The following is a 15400-nucleotide window of genomic DNA, read 5'->3' as shown; positions in this document are numbered from 1 at the left end:
CGCAGCCCGCCGGGTGCGCCGTCATGACCGGGCGGCGATCGGGTGCGGCGGGTTCCCGGCGGGCGGGGCGTCCCGGGCCGCCGCGCCGCGGCGGGTCAGCGCCACGCCGGCGAGCACGACGACCATCCCGCCGACCGTACGCGGCGTCAGGCCCTCGCCGAGGAACACGGCCCCCAGCGCCACGGACACCACCGGCAGCAGGTATCCGACGGCGGCGGCGTTCGTCGCGCCCTCCTCCGCGACGACCCGGAAGGTGAGGTGGAAGGTGACCGCCGTGCAGAGCACGCCGAGGACGACGACGGCGACGGCGGTCGCCGGGGTGGGCCGGGGCATCACCAGGCCGCCGGCGGGCAGGGCGAGGACGCTCCACCCGGTGGCCGCCACGAGCTGGGCGGCGGACAGCGCGATCGTGGGGGTACCCCGGCCGGCCAGCTCGCGGCCCATCCAGGCGAAGCCGACCGCGTAACTCGCGGCGGCACCGAGGATGGCGAGCGAGTCCACACTGACCAGCCCCGCCCGGCCCCAGGGCGCGAAGATCGTCAGTACGCCGGCGAAGCCGAGCAGCAGCCCGGTCAGTCGGACCGGACGCGGCGCCCGCTCCGTGCCAAGGGCGACCCCGAGCAGCACCGACCAGAGGGGCGTCGTGGCGTTCAGCACGCCGGCCACTCCGGAGTCGACGGTCCGCTCCCCCACGCTGAACAGGGCGAACGGCAGGGCGTTGCAGAAGAAGGCAGCGATCACCAGGCGGCCCCACGTCGCCCGGTCGCGGGGCAGGCGGTGCCCCACCCAACGGCAGGCGACCAGCAGCGCGGCGGCGCCGAGGGCGCACCGGGCGACGGTGACCTGGGCCGGGGAGAACCCCTCCAGGGCCACCTTGATCCACAAGAAGGTCGAGCCCCACAGCAGGGCCAGTACGCCCAGCCGCAGCACCGCCCACGGTCCCCCGCCCATCGCCGCCCCCGTCTCGCCGCACCGCCGTCCCGGTCCACCGTGCCCGGAGCAACCCAACAGCACAAGTGAATGTTTCTGCCGAACTGTTAAGGTCTGCTACATGCTCGACGTACGGCGGATGCAGGTCCTGCGCGCGGTGGTGACCAGCGGATCGGTGACGGCCGCCGCGGCGCACCTGGGCTACACGCCGTCCGCCGTCAGCCAGCAGATCTCCGCGCTGGAGAAGCAGGCCGGCACGGCGCTGCTGGAGCGGTCCGGCCGGGGCGTGCGTCCCACGGCCGCCGGGCGGCTGCTCACCGAGCACGCCGCCGTCATCGGCCGGCACCTCGCCGAGGCGGAGACCGCCCTCGCCGAGCTGCGGGCCGGACGCACGGGGCGGCTGGCGGTCCGCTACTTCGCCACCGCCGGAGCCGCCCTGGTGCCGCCGGCGTTGGCCCGCTTTCGCCGCGAGCACCCCGACGTCCGCGTCGACCTCCGGCTGGTCGACCCCGACGATCCGCTGCCCGAGGTGGAGCGGGGCGAGGCCGACCTGGCCATCGTGGTCCGCCGCCGGGGGCAGGCCCGCGACGGCGTACGGCTCGTCCATTTGCTCGACGACCCCTACCTGGTCGTCCTGCCACGGGAGCACCGGCTCGCCGGCGCGCGGGTGCTGGACCTGACCGACCTCGCCGACGAACCCTGGGTGGGCAGCGAGCCGGCCGGCCCGTGCCGGGAGGCCGTGCTGGACGCCTGCGGCGCGGCCGGCTTCAGCCCGGCCGTCGCCGTCGAGAGCGAGGACTACCCGACCACGCAGGCGTTCGTGGCCGCCGGGCTCGGGGTCGGGGTGGTCCCGCGCACCGCGCTGGACAGCCCGCACCCCGACGTGGTGGTCCGCCCCCTGCGCCACCCACGGCCGGTCCGGGCGATCCACGCGGCCGTCCGAGAGGCCGCGCTGGACCAGCCCGCCCTGCGCGGCCTGCTCGACGCGCTCCGGCACGCCGCCGCCGCGCGCCGCTGACATCTCCGCGGCCGGCGCCGCGCGCCACTGACACCCGCCCGCCCGGCCGGCGCCGCCGCCGCGCGCCACTGACACCTGCCCGGCCGGCGCCGCCGCCGCGCCGCGTTCGCCGGCGTCGATCCTCGTCGGCGGCAGCCCCCGACGGGGGACTCCGGCGGGTCCGCAGACTGCCGCGCCCGTGGCTTGTCCGCGTCAGGCCCGCGGGTGGATCCTGTAGGGAATCGACAGAGACGGATCTATCGGAGGTTCGGATGCGTCGTCTCCCGCTCGCCCTGCTCCTGCTCGCCGCGATGATGCTCGGCCTGCCGGAGCCCGCCCACGCCGCCCCCGACCACGCCGATGCCGCCCGCGCCGCGGCCACGCTCGCAGCGGTCCGCACCCCCGGCACCGCCTGGGGGCTCGGCCCGGCCACCGGACGGATGACGCTGACCGTCGACGACACCGTCCCGGCCCGGGACGTGGCGGCGCTCCGGGCGACAGTCGCGCGCGCCGGGGCGCTGCTGCGCCGGGAGCCGGGCCACCTGCGCGTCCTCATCGCCGGCGGGCAGGCCGTCTACGGCGGCGGCGGACGGTGCTCGCTGGGCGCCAACGTCCGCAGCGGCACCACCGCCTACTTCGTGACCGCCGGCCACTGCACCGTCGCCGCCTCGACCTGGTACGCCGACAGCGCGCAGACCACCGTCCTCGGCACCCGGACCGGCACCAGCTTCCCCGGCAACGACTACGGTCTGGTCCGCCACACCGGCGGGATCGCCCACCCCAGCGCGGTCTACACCCACCCCGGGCTGCTCACCGTCTACGGCGCCGGCAACGCCTACATCGGCCAGGCGGTCTGCCGCAGCGGCGCCACCACGGGCGTACGCTGCGGCAGCGTCACCGGGCTCAACGCGACCGTCAACTACGCCCAGGGCACCGTGACCGGCCTGATCCGGACCAACATCTGCGCCGAGCCCGGCGACAGCGGCGGGCCCCTCTACGTGGCCGCCACCGGCACCATCCTCGGCATCCTCTCCGGAGGCAGCGGCAACTGCGCCACCGGCGGCACCACCTACTACCAGCCGATCACCGAGATCCTGGCCGCGTACGGGCTGACGATTCCCTGACCGGCCGGGCCTTGCGCACCGCCGGCCGCCCGGCGGCGCGGGTCGACTTCCGCGGGACCGGCCCGACCCGACCCGTACGGCGGGTCAAGCCGCTCCGTGCGTCAGCCCTTGCGGCCGGTGGTGGCGATGCCCTCGACGAAGTGGCGCTGGGCGAGGAAGAACAGCACCAGCATCGGCACGGTCGCGATGACGCTGCCCGCGAGCACGATCTCCCACTGCTGCTCGCCGCCGTAGCCGAAGCGGTCCAGCACCACCTTCAGCCCGCGCGGCAGGGTGTACAGCTCCTCGTTGCGCAGGTAGATCAGCGGCTTCATCAGGTCCGTCCAGCTCGCCTTGAACTCGAAGACGAAGGCCACCAGCAGGGCGGGACGGATCAACGGAAAGGCCAGCTTCCAGAACAACTGCGGGTAGCTCGCCCCGTCGACCCGGGCCGCCTCGAAGTACTCGCGGGGCAGCGAGAGCAGGAACTGCCGCAGCAGGAAGACGTAGAACGCCGAGCCGAACAGGTTGCCCGCCCACAGCGGCACCTGGGTGTCGGTCAGCCGCAGCTCCGACCAGATCAGGTACGTCGGGATCATGGTGACCGCGAACGGCAGCATCATCGTCGCGAGCACCAGCCCGAACAGGATGTCCCGCCCGGGGAACCGGAAGTACGCGAACCCGAACGCCACCCACGCGCTGGACAGCGTCACCGCGACCGCCGCCGCGACGCCGACCACCAGGCTGTTGAGCAGCCAGGTGACCATCGGCACGGCCTGCCACGCCTCGGCGTAGTTCCCCGGCGCGAACGGGGTGGGCAGGAACCCGGTGGGGAAGGACTACTCACGGGGCCGCAGCGAGGCGCTGATCAGCCAGACGAACGGCGCCGTGAACACCACGGCGGCGCCGACGAGCGCGAGCACGAGCAGCACCCGCTGCCAGACCGGCCGCCCGGCGTCCTCGGCCGCCGGCCGGCGCTCGACGGCCGACGGCGCGGCGGCGGCCACGGGGGCGGCGACCGTCCGCTCTGCCGCGGCCGTCACGACCGGCCTCCCTCGGCCCGGCGCGCGCGGGCCACGCCGCGTCGCCCCCGGTGCCCCGTCACGGCCGGTCTCCCTCGTAGTACACGAAGCGGTTGCTCAGCTTCACCTGCACCAGCGTGATGATCAGGATGATCACGAAGAGCAGCCAGGCCATCGCGGAGGCGAAGCCCATGTGCAGGAACTGGAACGCCTCCTGGAACAGGTGGATGACGTAGAACGACGCGGCGTCGCTGTTGAACGAGCCCTGCGTCTGCCGGTTGCCGAAGTACATGGTGTAGACCTCGGTGAACATCTGCAGGGACGCGATGGTGTTGACGACCAGGGTGAAGAAGAGCGCACCGGAGATCATCGGCAGCGTCACGTGCCGGAACCGGGCCCAGCCGCCGGCGCCGTCGATGCTCGCCGCCTCGTACAGGTCACGCGGCACGTTCTGCAGGGCGGCCAGGTAGATGATCACGGTGGAGCCGAGGCTCCACAGGCTCATCAGGACGATGCCGGGCATCACCCAGTCGGGGTCGGTGGTCCAGCTCGGACCCTCGATCCCGACCAGGGCGAGGCCGCGGTTGATCAGGCCGTCCTGGGTGTTGAGCAGGAGCAGGAACAGGATGCCGACCGCCACCGCCGGGGTCATCACCGGCAGGTAGAAGACGGTACGGAAGAAGCCCTGCAACCGTCCCACCCGCTTGAGCAGCAGCGCCAGCCCCAGCGAGATGGCCATCACCAGCGGCACGTGCAGGGCCGTGTAGTAGACGGTGTTGCCCAGGCTGCGGGCCACCATCGGGTCGGCCATCAGCTCCCGGTAGTTGTCCAGGCCGGTGTACCGGGGCGCGTTGATCACGTCGTACTCGGTGAGGCTGAGCCAGGCGCTGGCGATCATCGGCCCGGCGTTGAAGACCAGGAACCCGACGATCCAGGGCGCCAGGAAGACGTACGCCCAACGCGCCTCCCGCCGGGCCAGCGGCGTACGACGCCGCCGGCCGGCGGGGGCGGGGACGGTGGTGGTGGCCATCCCCGGGCCTACTTCGACGCCTTGTCCAGCGCGGCGGTCGCCTCCTGCTGGGCGCGGGCCAGCGCCTGCGCCGGCTGCGCCTGGCCGGAGAGCACCCGGTTGACGGCGTCCGTCCAGGCCTTGTCGAACTCGGCGCCGGCGGGCGAGGCGGGCATGGCGAACGCGCTGTCCTGCACCGAGCGGATGGTGGCCACCGCGTCGTCGAACCGCCTGTTGCCGGTGGGCTGGTACAGCTCGTCGAAGATCCGCTTGTCGGCGGCGACGTTGCCCGTGTAGACGCCGGTGAACGGCTGGCCCGCGGCCTTGCGCGCGTCGGCGCGGGCCTTGGCCGCGGCGACCCAGGTGTCGGTGGCGGTCACCGTCCTGGCGAAGGCGCACGCCGCGTCCGGGTTCCTGGCCCCCTTGGGGACCACCCAGGCCTGCCCGGAGGACAGGGTGACCGGCTTGCCCTGCCGGTCGGCGAAGGGCCTGACCACCAGCTCGGCCTTCGGGCTGTTCTTGGCGGCCTGGTTGAGGAACCACTCCTCCATCGGCCACGCGACGATCTGGTTCTTCGCCAGGGGGTTCTGCGCGCCGAAGAAGTCGAAGGTGTCCCGGAAGGACTTGAACTTCCCCCAGCCACCCTGGTCCTGGATCAGCTTGACGCCGGTGGTGAGCGCCTCGACCACCCTGGGGTCGTCGAGGTTCGCCTTCGTCCCGTCGGCGGAGAGCAGGTCGGCCCCGTTGGCCTTGGCCCACATGGGCAGGAACTCGGGGATCTTCGGGTCGATGCCGATGCGGGAGAGCCGGCCCCCGGAGACGGTGGCCAGCTTGGCGTTGAGCGCCGGCAGCCCCGCCCAGTTCGCGAGATCGACGTCGTCGGCGGTCAGACCGGCCTGCCTGAGCAGCGCCTCGTTGAGGTAGACCACCCGGACGCTGGAGAACTCCGGGATGCCGTAGACGGTGCCGTCGAGGGTGACCTGTTCCCTGGCGGCGGGCCGGTACTGCCCCATGTCGATGTCCTGCTTCTCGACGCAGTCCGTCAGCGGTTGGATGGAGCCGCGCTCGGCGTAGGTGCCGATCAGCTTGCGGTCCATGTAGACCAGGTCCGGCGGGTTGCCGGAGGCGACCGCGGAGAGGAACTGCTGCTCGTCGAAGGCTCCCTCGGTGATCTTCAGGTCGACGTCCGGGTGGTCGCGCCTGAACGCGTCCACGCGCGTCCTGGCGATCTCGTCGGACAGGCCGAAACCCATCGTGCTCAGGGCACCCTTGGTGGCCGTGCCACCGCCATCGCCCCCGTCGCCACCGCCGACGCCTCCGCAGCCGCTGAGCGCCAGGGCGAACACCCCGACGAGCGCAGCCGCCCGCACCATCCGTGTCATGACAGTTCCTCCCGAGAGCCGGCGGGCGGCAGTGCCCGTGCCAGCGCACCTTCTCCGATCCTCGGGATCTTCAAACGTCACCGGAGGAACTGGCGTCCGTGGGAGGGCCGGCGCCGCCCGCCGGCACGGCCACCGGTGTGGTCAGGAGGACTGCGGGGTGAGCAGGTAGTCGTCGGCGTCCTGGCTCCACCGCAGGTCGACGATGCCGCTGGTGGCTGCCGCCTTGCAGAACTGGAGGAAGCTGCGGTAGCCGAGCTTCTTCTCGCTGAAGTCAGGCCGCGCCCGGCGGAGCTGGTTCTTCAGGCCGGACAGCGCCACCGCCCCCTCGTCGCCGGCCAGGTCGGACACCACCGAGCGGAGCAGCCCGAACGCCACCTCCCGGTCGCCGTGCTCGGGCAGGGACACCTCGGGGTCGCCCTTGGCGGGGCCCTCCCCCAGCTCGACGACGTTGTGCTGGGCGAGGTGTCGCAGCAGCTCGCCGAAGGTGCGGAAGCCGTAGTCGGACTCGCTGAACGTCGGGTCCTTCCTGAGCAGGGTCCGCTTCAGCGTCGAGGCGGTCACCGCGCCGCTGGAGCTGCCCTGCAGGCCGGCCACGGTCTGCGCCACCAGCACGGCGAGCGTGTCGACGTCGCGGGCGGCTTCCTCGCCCACCGGCTGCGGCTCGGGCTCCCGCTCCGGCTCGGCCTGCTGCGCCTCCGGGCCGGGCAGCCGCGCCGGGCGGGCGCGCCGGCCCCGCGCCGGGGGAACGTCGACGCCCTCCAGGCGGTCGTAGTAGAGGAACTCGTCGCACGCGGGCGGCAGCAGCGCCGAGGTCGACTTCTCCACGCCGACCCCGATGACGCGCTTGTTCAGCTCGCGCAGCTTGTGCACGAGGGGCGTGAAGTCGCTGTCGCCGGTGCAGATCACGAACGTCGAGATGTAGCCGCGCTCGAAGGCCAGTTCCACCGCGTCGACGGCCATCTTGATGTCGGCGGCGTTCTTGCGGGAGGCGCCCATGCGCTGGGGTATCTCGATGAGTTCGACGTGTGACCGGGTGAGCATCCGCCGGTCCTCGTCGAAGTACGACCAGTCGGCGTACGCCCGGCGCACCACCACCCGGCCGCGCTCGGCGAGGGCGTCGGCGATGGGACGGAGGTCGAAGGCCGCCCCGCCGAGGTGGTCGCGCGCCCCCAGCGCGAGGTTCTCGTAGTCGAGGAACAGGGCGATGCGGTCCTCTTGATCCACGCGAACCACCCTACGCCGCCGACGGTCCGACGGCCGGCGACGTGGCGGACCTCGCCGCCGCGAATCTCCGGCCGGCCGGACCGGCCGGGCGGTGGGCCGCTGGTCGGCGGGGCGCCTCCCTCAGCCGCCCAGTCGCTGGCGCGCGAGGAACTTCGGCACGACCATCCGCCAGGCATCCGTCACCAGCTCCGTCATGTGGTCGCGGTCGAGCCGGTCAAGGCGACAGCACACCCAGTTGAAGCGCAGGTCGGCCGCGTCAGGCAGGAGGAACAGGTCCGGGTCGCCGGCGACGAGCCCGGCGCGTTCCTCCTTCGGGTACGCGAACCCCATCGTCGTCTCGTCCCGGGAGAACGCGACGTAGACGAGGGCACCGACGCGGAACTTCACGCGGTCCCGGATGAGGTGCTCGGTGGTCCGTGGCAGGGTCAGTGCCAGTGCGCGGACGTCGGCGACGGTGACCATGCCCCGACGGTAGTGGCCGGCCGGGCCGAGGGAGGGCCGCGCCGCCGACGGCTCGCGCCCGAAATGTTGCGCTCCCGCTCTCCCGGCGTTCACGCCCGCACCGATAGCATCGCTGTTCATGAATACGAAGAACAGCACCCGCTTGCGGCCCAGAAGGCTCGCGACGGCGTTCGCGCTGGCCGCCGTGCTGGTGGCGCCCGTGGTGGTGACGACGGCGGTGGCCTCGGCCGCCACCACCCTGACCGTGGCCCAGGCGCTCGCCACCCAGGACGGTCGGACGGCGACCGTGACCGGCTACGTGATCGGTCAACCGACCAGCAACACGACCGTGCTGCGGTCGGGTTTCACGTCCGACACCGCGATCGCGATCGCCGACACGGCGGCCGAGACCAGCACGAGCAGGATGCTCTACGTCCAGGTCACCGCCGCCTACCGGAGCACCTTCGGGCTGCTCACCAACCCGGGCCTGCGGGGCCAGCGCGTCACCGCCACCGGCACGCTGACCGCCTACTTCAGCCACGGCGGCCTGAAGAACCCGACGGCGATGACCCTCGGCGGCGGTGGCGGCACGCCCTCGCCGACCCAGTCGCCGACGCCGGGCCCCACCCCGACCTCGCCCGGCGGCGACTACGACTCCACCTACTACGCCAGCGCGATCGGCAAGACCGGCCCGGCGCTGCGCAGCTCGCTGCACTCGATCATCAAGGTGCACACCAAGCTCTCCTACGACCAGGTGTGGGAGGCGCTGCGGGACACCGACCAGGACCCGGCGAACACCAACAACGTGATCCTGCTCTACACCGGCCGGTCGCAGAGCAAGACCAGCAACGGCGGCGGTGTCGACGACTGGAACCGCGAGCACGTCTGGGCCAAGTCGCACGGCGACTTCGGCACCGCGACCGGCCCGGGGACCGACGTCCACCACCTGCGGCCGACCGACGTCTCGGTCAACTCCACCCGGGGCAACAAGGACTTCGACAACGGCGGCAGCCCCGTCGCCGAGGCGCCCGGCTGCTACACCGACGCCGACTCGTGGGAGCCGCGCAACGCGGTGAAGGGCGACGTGGCCCGCATGATCATGTACATGGCGATCCGGTACGAGGGCACCGACGGCTGGCCCAACCTGGAGATGAACCAGTCGGTCAACAACGGCACCGCGCCGTACCACGGCCGGATGTCGGTGCTGCTGCAGTGGAACCAGCTCGACCCGCCGGACGCCTTCGAGAAGCGCCGCAACCAGCGGATCTACGAGCGTTGGCAGGGCAACCGGAACCCGTTCGTCGACCATCCGGAGTGGGCGACGGCCATCTGGGGCTGACCCGCCCCACCGACGCTGCGGCCGGTCCCCTACCCGGGGGGCCGGCCGCCCGTACGTTCGCCGTGGTGGTGGCGGGCCGGGCCGTGGCCGTCCTCCCGGTCGATGCGCAGCTCCCGTTCCAGCTCGGCGATGACCGCCCGCAGGTCGTCCAGCCGCTGGGTGAGGGCGATCCGGTCCACCTCGTCCGGCACGCCGTCGCCGTCCTCGTCGTAGTCGGGCGACAACCGCTCGGTCATCTCCAGCCGACGGGCCTCCTCCATCGAGTTCACGATGACGGCGATCAGGATGTTCAGCAGCAGGTTCACCGTGATCATCACGTAGCTGACGTAGTAGAGCAGCGTCCACGGCGACACCGCCATGCCCTGCGCGATGAGGTCCGGCAGGGTCTCCAGCGACAGCAGCACGAACAGGGTCAGCAGGGAACGACCGATGTCGCCGTACTGCTCCGGATAGCGCTCCCCGAAGATCAGCCAGCCGGCCATGCCGTAGACGTAGAGGGTCACGGCGGCCAGCGCGAGGAAGCCGGCCACGCCGGGGATGCTGCGCCACAGCGCCGCCACGATCGTGCGCAGCCCCGGCGAGAACCGCACCAGCCGCAGCACCCGGGCGACCCGCACGAAGCGCAGCAGCGCCGAGTCGCCGTGCAGGCCGGGGATGAAGATCGCCGCCGTCACCACAAAGTCAAAGACGTTCCAGCCGTGCCGGAAGAAGTCCTGCGGCCGGCGGCCGTACGCCAGCACCCGGATGGCGATCTCGACGACGAAGACCAGCCGGAACAGCCACTCGCACCAGCGCAGGGCCCGCCCCGCGGCACCGAGGTCCGGGTACGTCTCGACGCCGAGCACCACCCCGTTCGCCATGATGACCACGACGATGAGCACGTCGAACGGCCGCGACCGGGCGATCCGGGCGCACCGTTCCGCCACGCCCGGCAGGCCCCCGGGCGCAGCCGTCGACCCGCCACCCCGCTGGGTGGGCACGGACGGGCGGCTCACCGCCCCCCACACCCCCGTACCGCTCCGCGGGGCCACGGACTGGTCGTCGGGCAGGAGCGGGGTACGCATGCGGACAGCCTAGAGGCGCGCCGGGGACGGGGTTTCGCGCCGCGTTCAGGCGCTCGCGTAGCAGCGCAACCCGTCGACGTCGGCCCGGGTCAGGCGCCCCTGCGCGACCAGCAGCTCAAGGTGCGCCGCCGTTTCGGTGACGGCGAGCATGCGGTTGAACACGTCCAGGTCGCCCAGCTCGCGTTCCCGCCTGGTCCAGCGCAGCCGCGCCGCGACCTCGTACGCCGACTGCGCGCCACGGGCGACGGCGACCTCCGTCTCGTCGAGCCGTGCGCCGTGGTGCGCGACCAGCTCGTCGACGCGTGCGTGCACGCTCGGGGTCACCGGCCCGTGCGCCGGGAGCAGCCGCGCGTCGGGCCGCTGCCGCACCAGCGCGAGCGAGCCGAGGAAGTCGCCGAGGGGGTTCGCGGAGAGCACGGGCTCGAACCCGATCGACGGCGTGATGGTGGGCAGCACGTGGTCGCCGGCGAACAGCAGCCGCGCCCCGGTGTCGTGGAAGACGACGTGGCCGCGGGTGTGCCCCGGGGTCTCGACGACGTGCAGGGTGCGGTCGCCGTGCCTGACCTCGTCCCCGCCGCGGAACCAGTCGTCCGGCAGCTCCCAGTCCTCTTCGGGGGCGCGCCCCCGGGTGATCCTCGCCAGGGTGTCGGCCAGCTCGCCCGCGCCGAGCAGCCGCAGGCGGTCGAGTTGCTCGGCAAGCGGGTCCCGCTCCGGCGACATGGTGACCTCGAGGCTCGGGCGCTCGCCGGCGCCGAGGCTCACCCGCATGCCGAACTCGCGGCGCAGGTGCACGGCCTGCGTGTAGTGGTCCCGGTGCATGTGCGTCACGAGGAAGCGGCGGACGTCCTTGACCGTCGAGTCCAACTCCTCCAGCGCCGCGTCGAGGGTGGCCCGCGCCCCGGCGACCGCCCACCCCGAGTCGACCAGCACCAGACCGTCGTCGTGGCGCAGGACGTACACGTTCACCGCCCGCAGGCCGTCATCGGGCAGCGGCAGCGGCACGCGCCAGACCCCGGGGGCGACCTCGAACGCGCCGGGCGTGGTCCAGTCGTCGGGGCTGCCGTCGTCCAAGGTCATGGCCCCGACCATAGTTCCCGTCCGGGCCGGTCCGGGCGGCGCTGCCGGTGGCCTCCGTCACGCCGACGCCCGACGGGCTCGGCGGCGGGCGCCGGGTCCAGGGCCGGCAGGTGCGCCGGCGGGCGTCAGCGCGGCCGGGCGTACGCCAACGGCAGCGCAGTCGGCTGGCCCGCCCAGGCGCCGGTCAGCGTGGCGCCCTCGGGCCGGCTCCCGCCGTCGAGGCGGCGCACGACGACCAGGTCGACGGCATCCGTGACGATGAGCGTCGGGTCGTCCGGCACCACCTGACGCAGCGCGCCCACCGCCGGGACGTCGGCACCGGGGGTGCCGCCACCGGTGATGGTCATGCTGGGCTCACGGCGTTCCAGCCGGCCGTCGATCTCGATGAACTCCTCCGCCTGACCGGCGCCGGCGAGCACGGCGCCCGCCAGCGCCGCGGCGTAGACGGGGTCGCCGCAGGCGTCGTACACCCAGCGGCGGCCGAGCACCGAGTGCTCCGTGGTGCCGACCAGCCACTCGTCGCCGCCGTCCAGCGGAGCGCCCCGGTACGTGAGCGGGACCTGGTGGACCGGCCCGTCCCCGGCCCGGACGAGCATCGTCTCGATGCCGACCTCGCCGGCCGGATCGTCGAACCGGTAGGCCGCCACGCGGACCACGTCGGCGTCGTCGGGCCCCTGGTACCACGGCCGGCCGGGCAGCCACGCCGCCAGGAGTTCCAGTTTCGACGGGTGCAGTTCCGCCCGGTGCAGCAGCGCCATACGCCGAATCGTAGAGGCATCCTCGCGATCCGCGCTCACCGCCGCCGGGACGTCTCCGCTCCCCGGGGCGTCTCCGCTCCGGGCCGACCAGCGAGACAGCGGCCGGACCGCCCACCCGCCTCCGGGTGACACCCGCCCTGCTGGCGGCCGACGCCGCCCAGCCGGGTGCGGGGTGTGCCCGCGGCGCGCTGTCGAGCTGCCCCGTCCACGAGACCGGACCTCTGCGCCGCCCGGCCGACAAGCGCCGGGGCCACAGCCACCAGGGCCGCAGCCACCAGAGTCAAAGCCGCCGGGGCCCGGCTACCCCTCGACCGTGACGTCGACCGGGCCGACGCGCAGGACACCGTCGTTCAGGGGCGTGCAGCGGACGCCGCCCCGGCCGCGCAGCGCCTTCCACGCGCCGGGCCCGACGGTGACGTTCATCCAGGCGCAGGGGTGCGCCGGCCGGTTGACCCGCAGGCTGACCGGGCCCTCCCCCGAGTCCAGGGTCAACACCGACCCGACCAGCTCGTCCACGGCGATGCCGGCGGTGAGGACGTTCCGCCGGACCTGCACCAGGTCGACACCGGGCGGCAACGACTCCTGCGCGATCACGGTGACGCTCGCCTCCCGGTGCGCCGGCTTGCCGAAGTACCGGTCACCGACGATGCCCAGGCCCGCCCGGACCCGGACCTCCTCGACCAGCTCGCCGGGCGGCGCCGGCGCCGGGCCGTCCGCGGGCCGGCCCACGTAGCGGTGCACCGGCGAGGCCAGCAACTGCACGATCCGCGGCATGACCGGAGTCTACGAAGCGGTCACCGAGCGCGAACCCCGTTGGCCGGGTCAGGGCCCGAGGGCGGCCGGCACGCCGCCGGGCACTCCCCTGATGCCTTCACCGTCAGCCCGGTCCGCCGGGCCGGTTCCCCGATCGAGTGGAGCGCCTCACCGTCAAGGCCCCAACCCACGCGCCTCCCCCTACGGGAGACGCAAGCCACCCGTTCGCCGGCAGCCGTCCCGGCAGGGCTGTCACCCGTGGTCGTACACCGTCACGGCGATGTCGCGCGCGCAGAGGGTGCGCTCGATGACGGGTTCCATCCGGTTCCAGGTGCCGCCGGCGAGCCCGCAACCGATCCGGGGCATGTGCACCGACGCCCCCAACGCCTGCGCCTGGTCGGCGAGCGACGCCAGGCAGCGTTCGACGGCGTCGTAGCGGATGGGCGGGCCGCCGCTGCCGGTCCTGATGCCGCGCTGGCCGACCATGTTCGCCACCCACACGTCCGGCGTGACCCGCACCAGGCGGGTCGCGCCGAGGGCGAAGTCGTTGCCCGCGCGGTGCCGGTGCCAGTCGCGGTAGTCGCGTTCGGGCTGGGGCCAGCGACGGGAGATCGCCACCACGAAGCCCCTGCCCCAGCCGCCGAGGTCGTTGCAGATGTGCGCGATCACCTTCGGGCCCTTGGCCTGGGGGCTGGTCGCATCACCCTTGATGATCCTCAACGGCGTCACGCCGGCCAGCATGCCAGCCGCGTACGACGCTCCGGCAGCGAATTACCGCACCGGCACAGCGGCTACCGTTGCCCGGGGGCGCAGTTGTTGCTCGTACGCCTGACGGTGTATTCGGTGTCGTCGTGGGTGATGCCGGACGGCTCGCCGTCGAAGTGGCTCTCGACCTTCTCCCAGCCCCGGCGTTGCTCGTAGTGCAGGTGCGGCGCGCCCGAGTTGCCGGTGCTGCCGATCCGCCCGATCTGCTCGCCCTGGGCGACCCGCTGACCGGCCCGCACCAGGGGCGGTTCGAGCAGGTGCAGGTACTGCGTCTCCCACCTGCCGCCGTGGTCGATCTTCACCCAGTAACCGCCGCCGCGACCGCGCGGGCCGCTCGGGTTGTCGGGGGTGCGACCGCCCAGCGACCCGTTGATCCCGGCCACGGTGACCGTGCCGGCGTAGGACGCGAGCACCGGTCGCCCCCACGCCTCGCCCTCGGTCGGGAACAGGTCGACGTCGTAGTCGTCGTGGCCGGGGTAGGTCCCGAGCTGCCAGGTCTCGCCGCAGGCGACGGGGAGCTGGAAGAGCGGGCGCGGACCGGGCGGCCGCAGCAACGGCACGACGACCACGGCGAGGACGACGACGACGGCAGCGACCGCGCCGAGCAGGATGGCCCTGCGGGCGGTACGGCTCCGGACGCGGCTGCCCTTGCGGCTGCGGCTGCGGGGACTGGTCGGGTGGCCGGTGGTCACCGTCCAGAGCATGGCAGACGGCGGCAAGGCGTCGGCGCCGAGCCCGGCCGCGTCAGCGGAGCCGGCAGGTGAGGGACCTGACCCGGCGGAGGACGAGGGCGGTGTCCGCTCCGCTCGGCGTGGCGGCGACTCTTCCGGCCGCCGGCCGGCTATTCAGTGACCACTGCGAAAGGAGCCCTCATGGCCAAACTGCTGTACTCGGCGACGGCGTCGCTCGACGGCTACATCGCCGGCCCGGGCGGCGACATGTCCTGGCTGACCGCGCACCTTGCCGGCGAGAACCCGACGGCGGAGCGCCTGCTGGCCGACGTCGGCGCGATCCTGGCCGGCAACCGCACCTTCGGCGGCGACGACCCGAACCGCGGCACCGACAGCGAGGGCGCGTTCGGCGGCCGGTACCACGGGCCGGTGTTCGTGCTCACCCACCGGCCGCCGGCCGCACCACACCCGGGTGTCACGTTCGTCGGTGACCTGCACAGCGCCGTCGCGCAGGCCAAGGAGGCCGCCGGCGACAAGTACGTGAACATCCTCGGCGCGAACGTCGCCCAGCAGTGCATCGAGGCCGGGCTGCTCGACGAGGTCCTGATGTTCTTCGCCCCGGTGCTGCTCGGCGACGGGGTACGCATGTTCGACCACCCCGGCGGCACCGAGGTGCGGTTGGTGCCGATTCCCGGCGAGACCGCGCACTGGTACAGCGTCGTCCACTGAGCGGTGGTGTGGCCCCTACAGCCACGCGTCGTGTCCCTGCATCGGGCAACGGCCACCAGATGTTCGCGGATATCGATCTGGACGATCACTTTCAACTCTGTCTATATGGGTACGGCAACCACCTGCTCTCACCCGG

The 15400-nt window shown here is 73.2% G+C and carries 17 protein-coding genes; 4 read left to right on the top strand and 13 right to left on the bottom strand.

Annotation, left to right across the window (positions count from 1 at the left end):
- Positions 1–21 precede the first annotated feature (21 nt).
- Positions 22–951 (bottom strand): DMT family transporter, encoded by a 930-nt coding sequence (locus tag ACZ6O2_RS14855; RefSeq protein WP_350706603.1) that lies wholly within the window; start codon positions 949–951, stop codon positions 22–24.
- Between the two features lie 100 nt (positions 952–1051).
- Between ACZ6O2_RS14855 and ACZ6O2_RS14850 the strand changes: the two genes are divergently transcribed.
- Positions 1052–1948: a LysR family transcriptional regulator gene (locus tag ACZ6O2_RS14850; RefSeq protein WP_466023205.1), complete on the top strand. Its 897-nt coding sequence runs from the start codon at positions 1052–1054 to the stop codon at positions 1946–1948.
- A gap of 251 nt (positions 1949–2199) precedes the next feature.
- Positions 2200–3051, top strand: a complete 852-nt coding sequence (locus ACZ6O2_RS14845; RefSeq protein WP_466023204.1) for a S1 family peptidase — start codon at positions 2200–2202, stop codon at positions 3049–3051.
- A gap of 101 nt (positions 3052–3152) precedes the next feature.
- On the opposite strand, the gene ACZ6O2_RS14840 is transcribed toward ACZ6O2_RS14845, so the two are convergent.
- The 6 genes from ACZ6O2_RS14840 to ACZ6O2_RS14815 all read right to left on the bottom strand — a co-directional run bounded on the left by ACZ6O2_RS14840 (position 3153) and on the right by ACZ6O2_RS14815 (position 8129).
- Positions 3153–3797, bottom strand: a complete 645-nt coding sequence (locus ACZ6O2_RS14840; RefSeq protein ID WP_466023203.1) for a carbohydrate ABC transporter permease — start codon at positions 3795–3797, stop codon at positions 3153–3155.
- Positions 3798–3869: 72 nt separating this feature from the next.
- Positions 3870–4073, bottom strand: coding sequence for a hypothetical protein (locus tag ACZ6O2_RS14835; RefSeq protein ID WP_466023202.1), 204 nt, complete (start codon positions 4071–4073; stop codon positions 3870–3872).
- A gap of 58 nt (positions 4074–4131) precedes the next feature.
- A complete protein-coding gene (locus tag ACZ6O2_RS14830; protein ID WP_466023201.1) occupies positions 4132–5082 on the bottom strand; it encodes a carbohydrate ABC transporter permease in 951 nt (316 codons plus the stop codon).
- An 8-nt stretch (positions 5083–5090) separates the two neighbouring features.
- Positions 5091–6443, bottom strand: coding sequence for an extracellular solute-binding protein (locus ACZ6O2_RS14825; RefSeq protein WP_466023200.1), 1353 nt, complete (start codon positions 6441–6443; stop codon positions 5091–5093).
- A gap of 141 nt (positions 6444–6584) precedes the next feature.
- The gene (locus ACZ6O2_RS14820; protein WP_350706615.1) at positions 6585–7667 is read right to left on the bottom strand and encodes a PIN domain-containing protein; all 1083 of its coding nucleotides are present in this window, start codon (positions 7665–7667) and stop codon (positions 6585–6587) included.
- Between the two features lie 120 nt (positions 7668–7787).
- Positions 7788–8129 carry an MmcQ/YjbR family DNA-binding protein gene (locus ACZ6O2_RS14815; RefSeq protein WP_350706617.1) on the bottom strand — a complete coding sequence of 114 codons (342 nt, stop codon included), beginning with the start codon at positions 8127–8129 and terminating at the stop codon, positions 7788–7790.
- A 118-nt stretch (positions 8130–8247) separates the two neighbouring features.
- Here ACZ6O2_RS14815 and ACZ6O2_RS14810 point away from each other — a divergent pair, with 118 nt between their 5' ends.
- The gene (locus ACZ6O2_RS14810; protein WP_466023199.1) at positions 8248–9447 is read left to right on the top strand and encodes an endonuclease; all 1200 of its coding nucleotides are present in this window, start codon (positions 8248–8250) and stop codon (positions 9445–9447) included.
- Between the two features lie 29 nt (positions 9448–9476).
- Here ACZ6O2_RS14810 and ACZ6O2_RS14805 read toward each other — a convergent pair whose 3' ends face one another.
- The 6 genes from ACZ6O2_RS14805 to ACZ6O2_RS14780 all read right to left on the bottom strand — a co-directional run bounded on the left by ACZ6O2_RS14805 (position 9477) and on the right by ACZ6O2_RS14780 (position 14568).
- Positions 9477–10511, bottom strand: coding sequence for an ion transporter (locus ACZ6O2_RS14805; RefSeq protein WP_466023198.1), 1035 nt, complete (start codon positions 10509–10511; stop codon positions 9477–9479).
- 45 nt (positions 10512–10556) lie between these two features.
- Entirely contained in the window at positions 10557–11588 is a 1032-nt protein-coding gene (locus ACZ6O2_RS14800) for an MBL fold metallo-hydrolase (RefSeq protein WP_466023197.1), read from the bottom strand.
- A 125-nt stretch (positions 11589–11713) separates the two neighbouring features.
- Positions 11714–12346: a CG0192-related protein gene (locus ACZ6O2_RS14795; RefSeq protein WP_466023196.1), complete on the bottom strand. Its 633-nt coding sequence runs from the start codon at positions 12344–12346 to the stop codon at positions 11714–11716.
- Between the two features lie 300 nt (positions 12347–12646).
- Entirely contained in the window at positions 12647–13120 is a 474-nt protein-coding gene (locus ACZ6O2_RS14790) for a molybdenum cofactor biosysynthesis protein (protein ID WP_466023195.1), read from the bottom strand.
- Positions 13121–13351: 231 nt separating this feature from the next.
- Positions 13352–13828: a macro domain-containing protein gene (locus ACZ6O2_RS14785; RefSeq protein WP_466023194.1), complete on the bottom strand. Its 477-nt coding sequence runs from the start codon at positions 13826–13828 to the stop codon at positions 13352–13354.
- A gap of 62 nt (positions 13829–13890) precedes the next feature.
- The gene (locus tag ACZ6O2_RS14780; RefSeq protein ID WP_466023193.1) at positions 13891–14568 is read right to left on the bottom strand and encodes a M23 family metallopeptidase; all 678 of its coding nucleotides are present in this window, start codon (positions 14566–14568) and stop codon (positions 13891–13893) included.
- 168 nt (positions 14569–14736) lie between these two features.
- Here ACZ6O2_RS14780 and ACZ6O2_RS14775 point away from each other — a divergent pair, with 168 nt between their 5' ends.
- Positions 14737–15264: a dihydrofolate reductase family protein gene (locus tag ACZ6O2_RS14775; protein WP_466023192.1), complete on the top strand. Its 528-nt coding sequence runs from the start codon at positions 14737–14739 to the stop codon at positions 15262–15264.
- Positions 15265–15400: the final 136 nt, after the last annotated feature.

Source organism: Micromonospora sp. NPDC048040 (assembly GCF_055587185.1).
The sequence above is the reverse complement of the archived record's forward strand: the minus strand, read 5'-3'. Positions and strand labels throughout refer to the sequence as shown.

Coding starts and splice junctions, on each gene's coding strand:
- ACZ6O2_RS14855 (WP_350706603.1), bottom strand. CDS start 951: ATGGGCGGGGGACCGTGGGCGGTGCTGCGGCTGGGCGTACTGGCCCTG.
- ACZ6O2_RS14850 (WP_466023205.1), top strand. CDS start 1,052: ATGCTCGACGTACGGCGGATGCAGGTCCTGCGCGCGGTGGTGACCAGC.
- ACZ6O2_RS14845 (WP_466023204.1), top strand. CDS start 2,200: ATGCGTCGTCTCCCGCTCGCCCTGCTCCTGCTCGCCGCGATGATGCTC.
- ACZ6O2_RS14840 (WP_466023203.1), bottom strand. CDS start 3,797: ATGGTCACCTGGCTGCTCAACAGCCTGGTGGTCGGCGTCGCGGCGGCG.
- ACZ6O2_RS14830 (WP_466023201.1), bottom strand. CDS start 5,082: ATGGCCACCACCACCGTCCCCGCCCCCGCCGGCCGGCGGCGTCGTACG.
- ACZ6O2_RS14825 (WP_466023200.1), bottom strand. CDS start 6,443: ATGACACGGATGGTGCGGGCGGCTGCGCTCGTCGGGGTGTTCGCCCTG.
- ACZ6O2_RS14815 (WP_350706617.1), bottom strand. CDS start 8,129: ATGGTCACCGTCGCCGACGTCCGCGCACTGGCACTGACCCTGCCACGG.
- ACZ6O2_RS14810 (WP_466023199.1), top strand. CDS start 8,248: ATGAATACGAAGAACAGCACCCGCTTGCGGCCCAGAAGGCTCGCGACG.
- ACZ6O2_RS14805 (WP_466023198.1), bottom strand. CDS start 10,511: ATGCGTACCCCGCTCCTGCCCGACGACCAGTCCGTGGCCCCGCGGAGC.
- ACZ6O2_RS14800 (WP_466023197.1), bottom strand. CDS start 11,588: ATGACCTTGGACGACGGCAGCCCCGACGACTGGACCACGCCCGGCGCG.
- ACZ6O2_RS14795 (WP_466023196.1), bottom strand. CDS start 12,346: ATGGCGCTGCTGCACCGGGCGGAACTGCACCCGTCGAAACTGGAACTC.
- ACZ6O2_RS14790 (WP_466023195.1), bottom strand. CDS start 13,120: ATGCCGCGGATCGTGCAGTTGCTGGCCTCGCCGGTGCACCGCTACGTG.
- ACZ6O2_RS14780 (WP_466023193.1), bottom strand. CDS start 14,568: ATGCTCTGGACGGTGACCACCGGCCACCCGACCAGTCCCCGCAGCCGC.
- ACZ6O2_RS14775 (WP_466023192.1), top strand. CDS start 14,737: ATGGCCAAACTGCTGTACTCGGCGACGGCGTCGCTCGACGGCTACATC.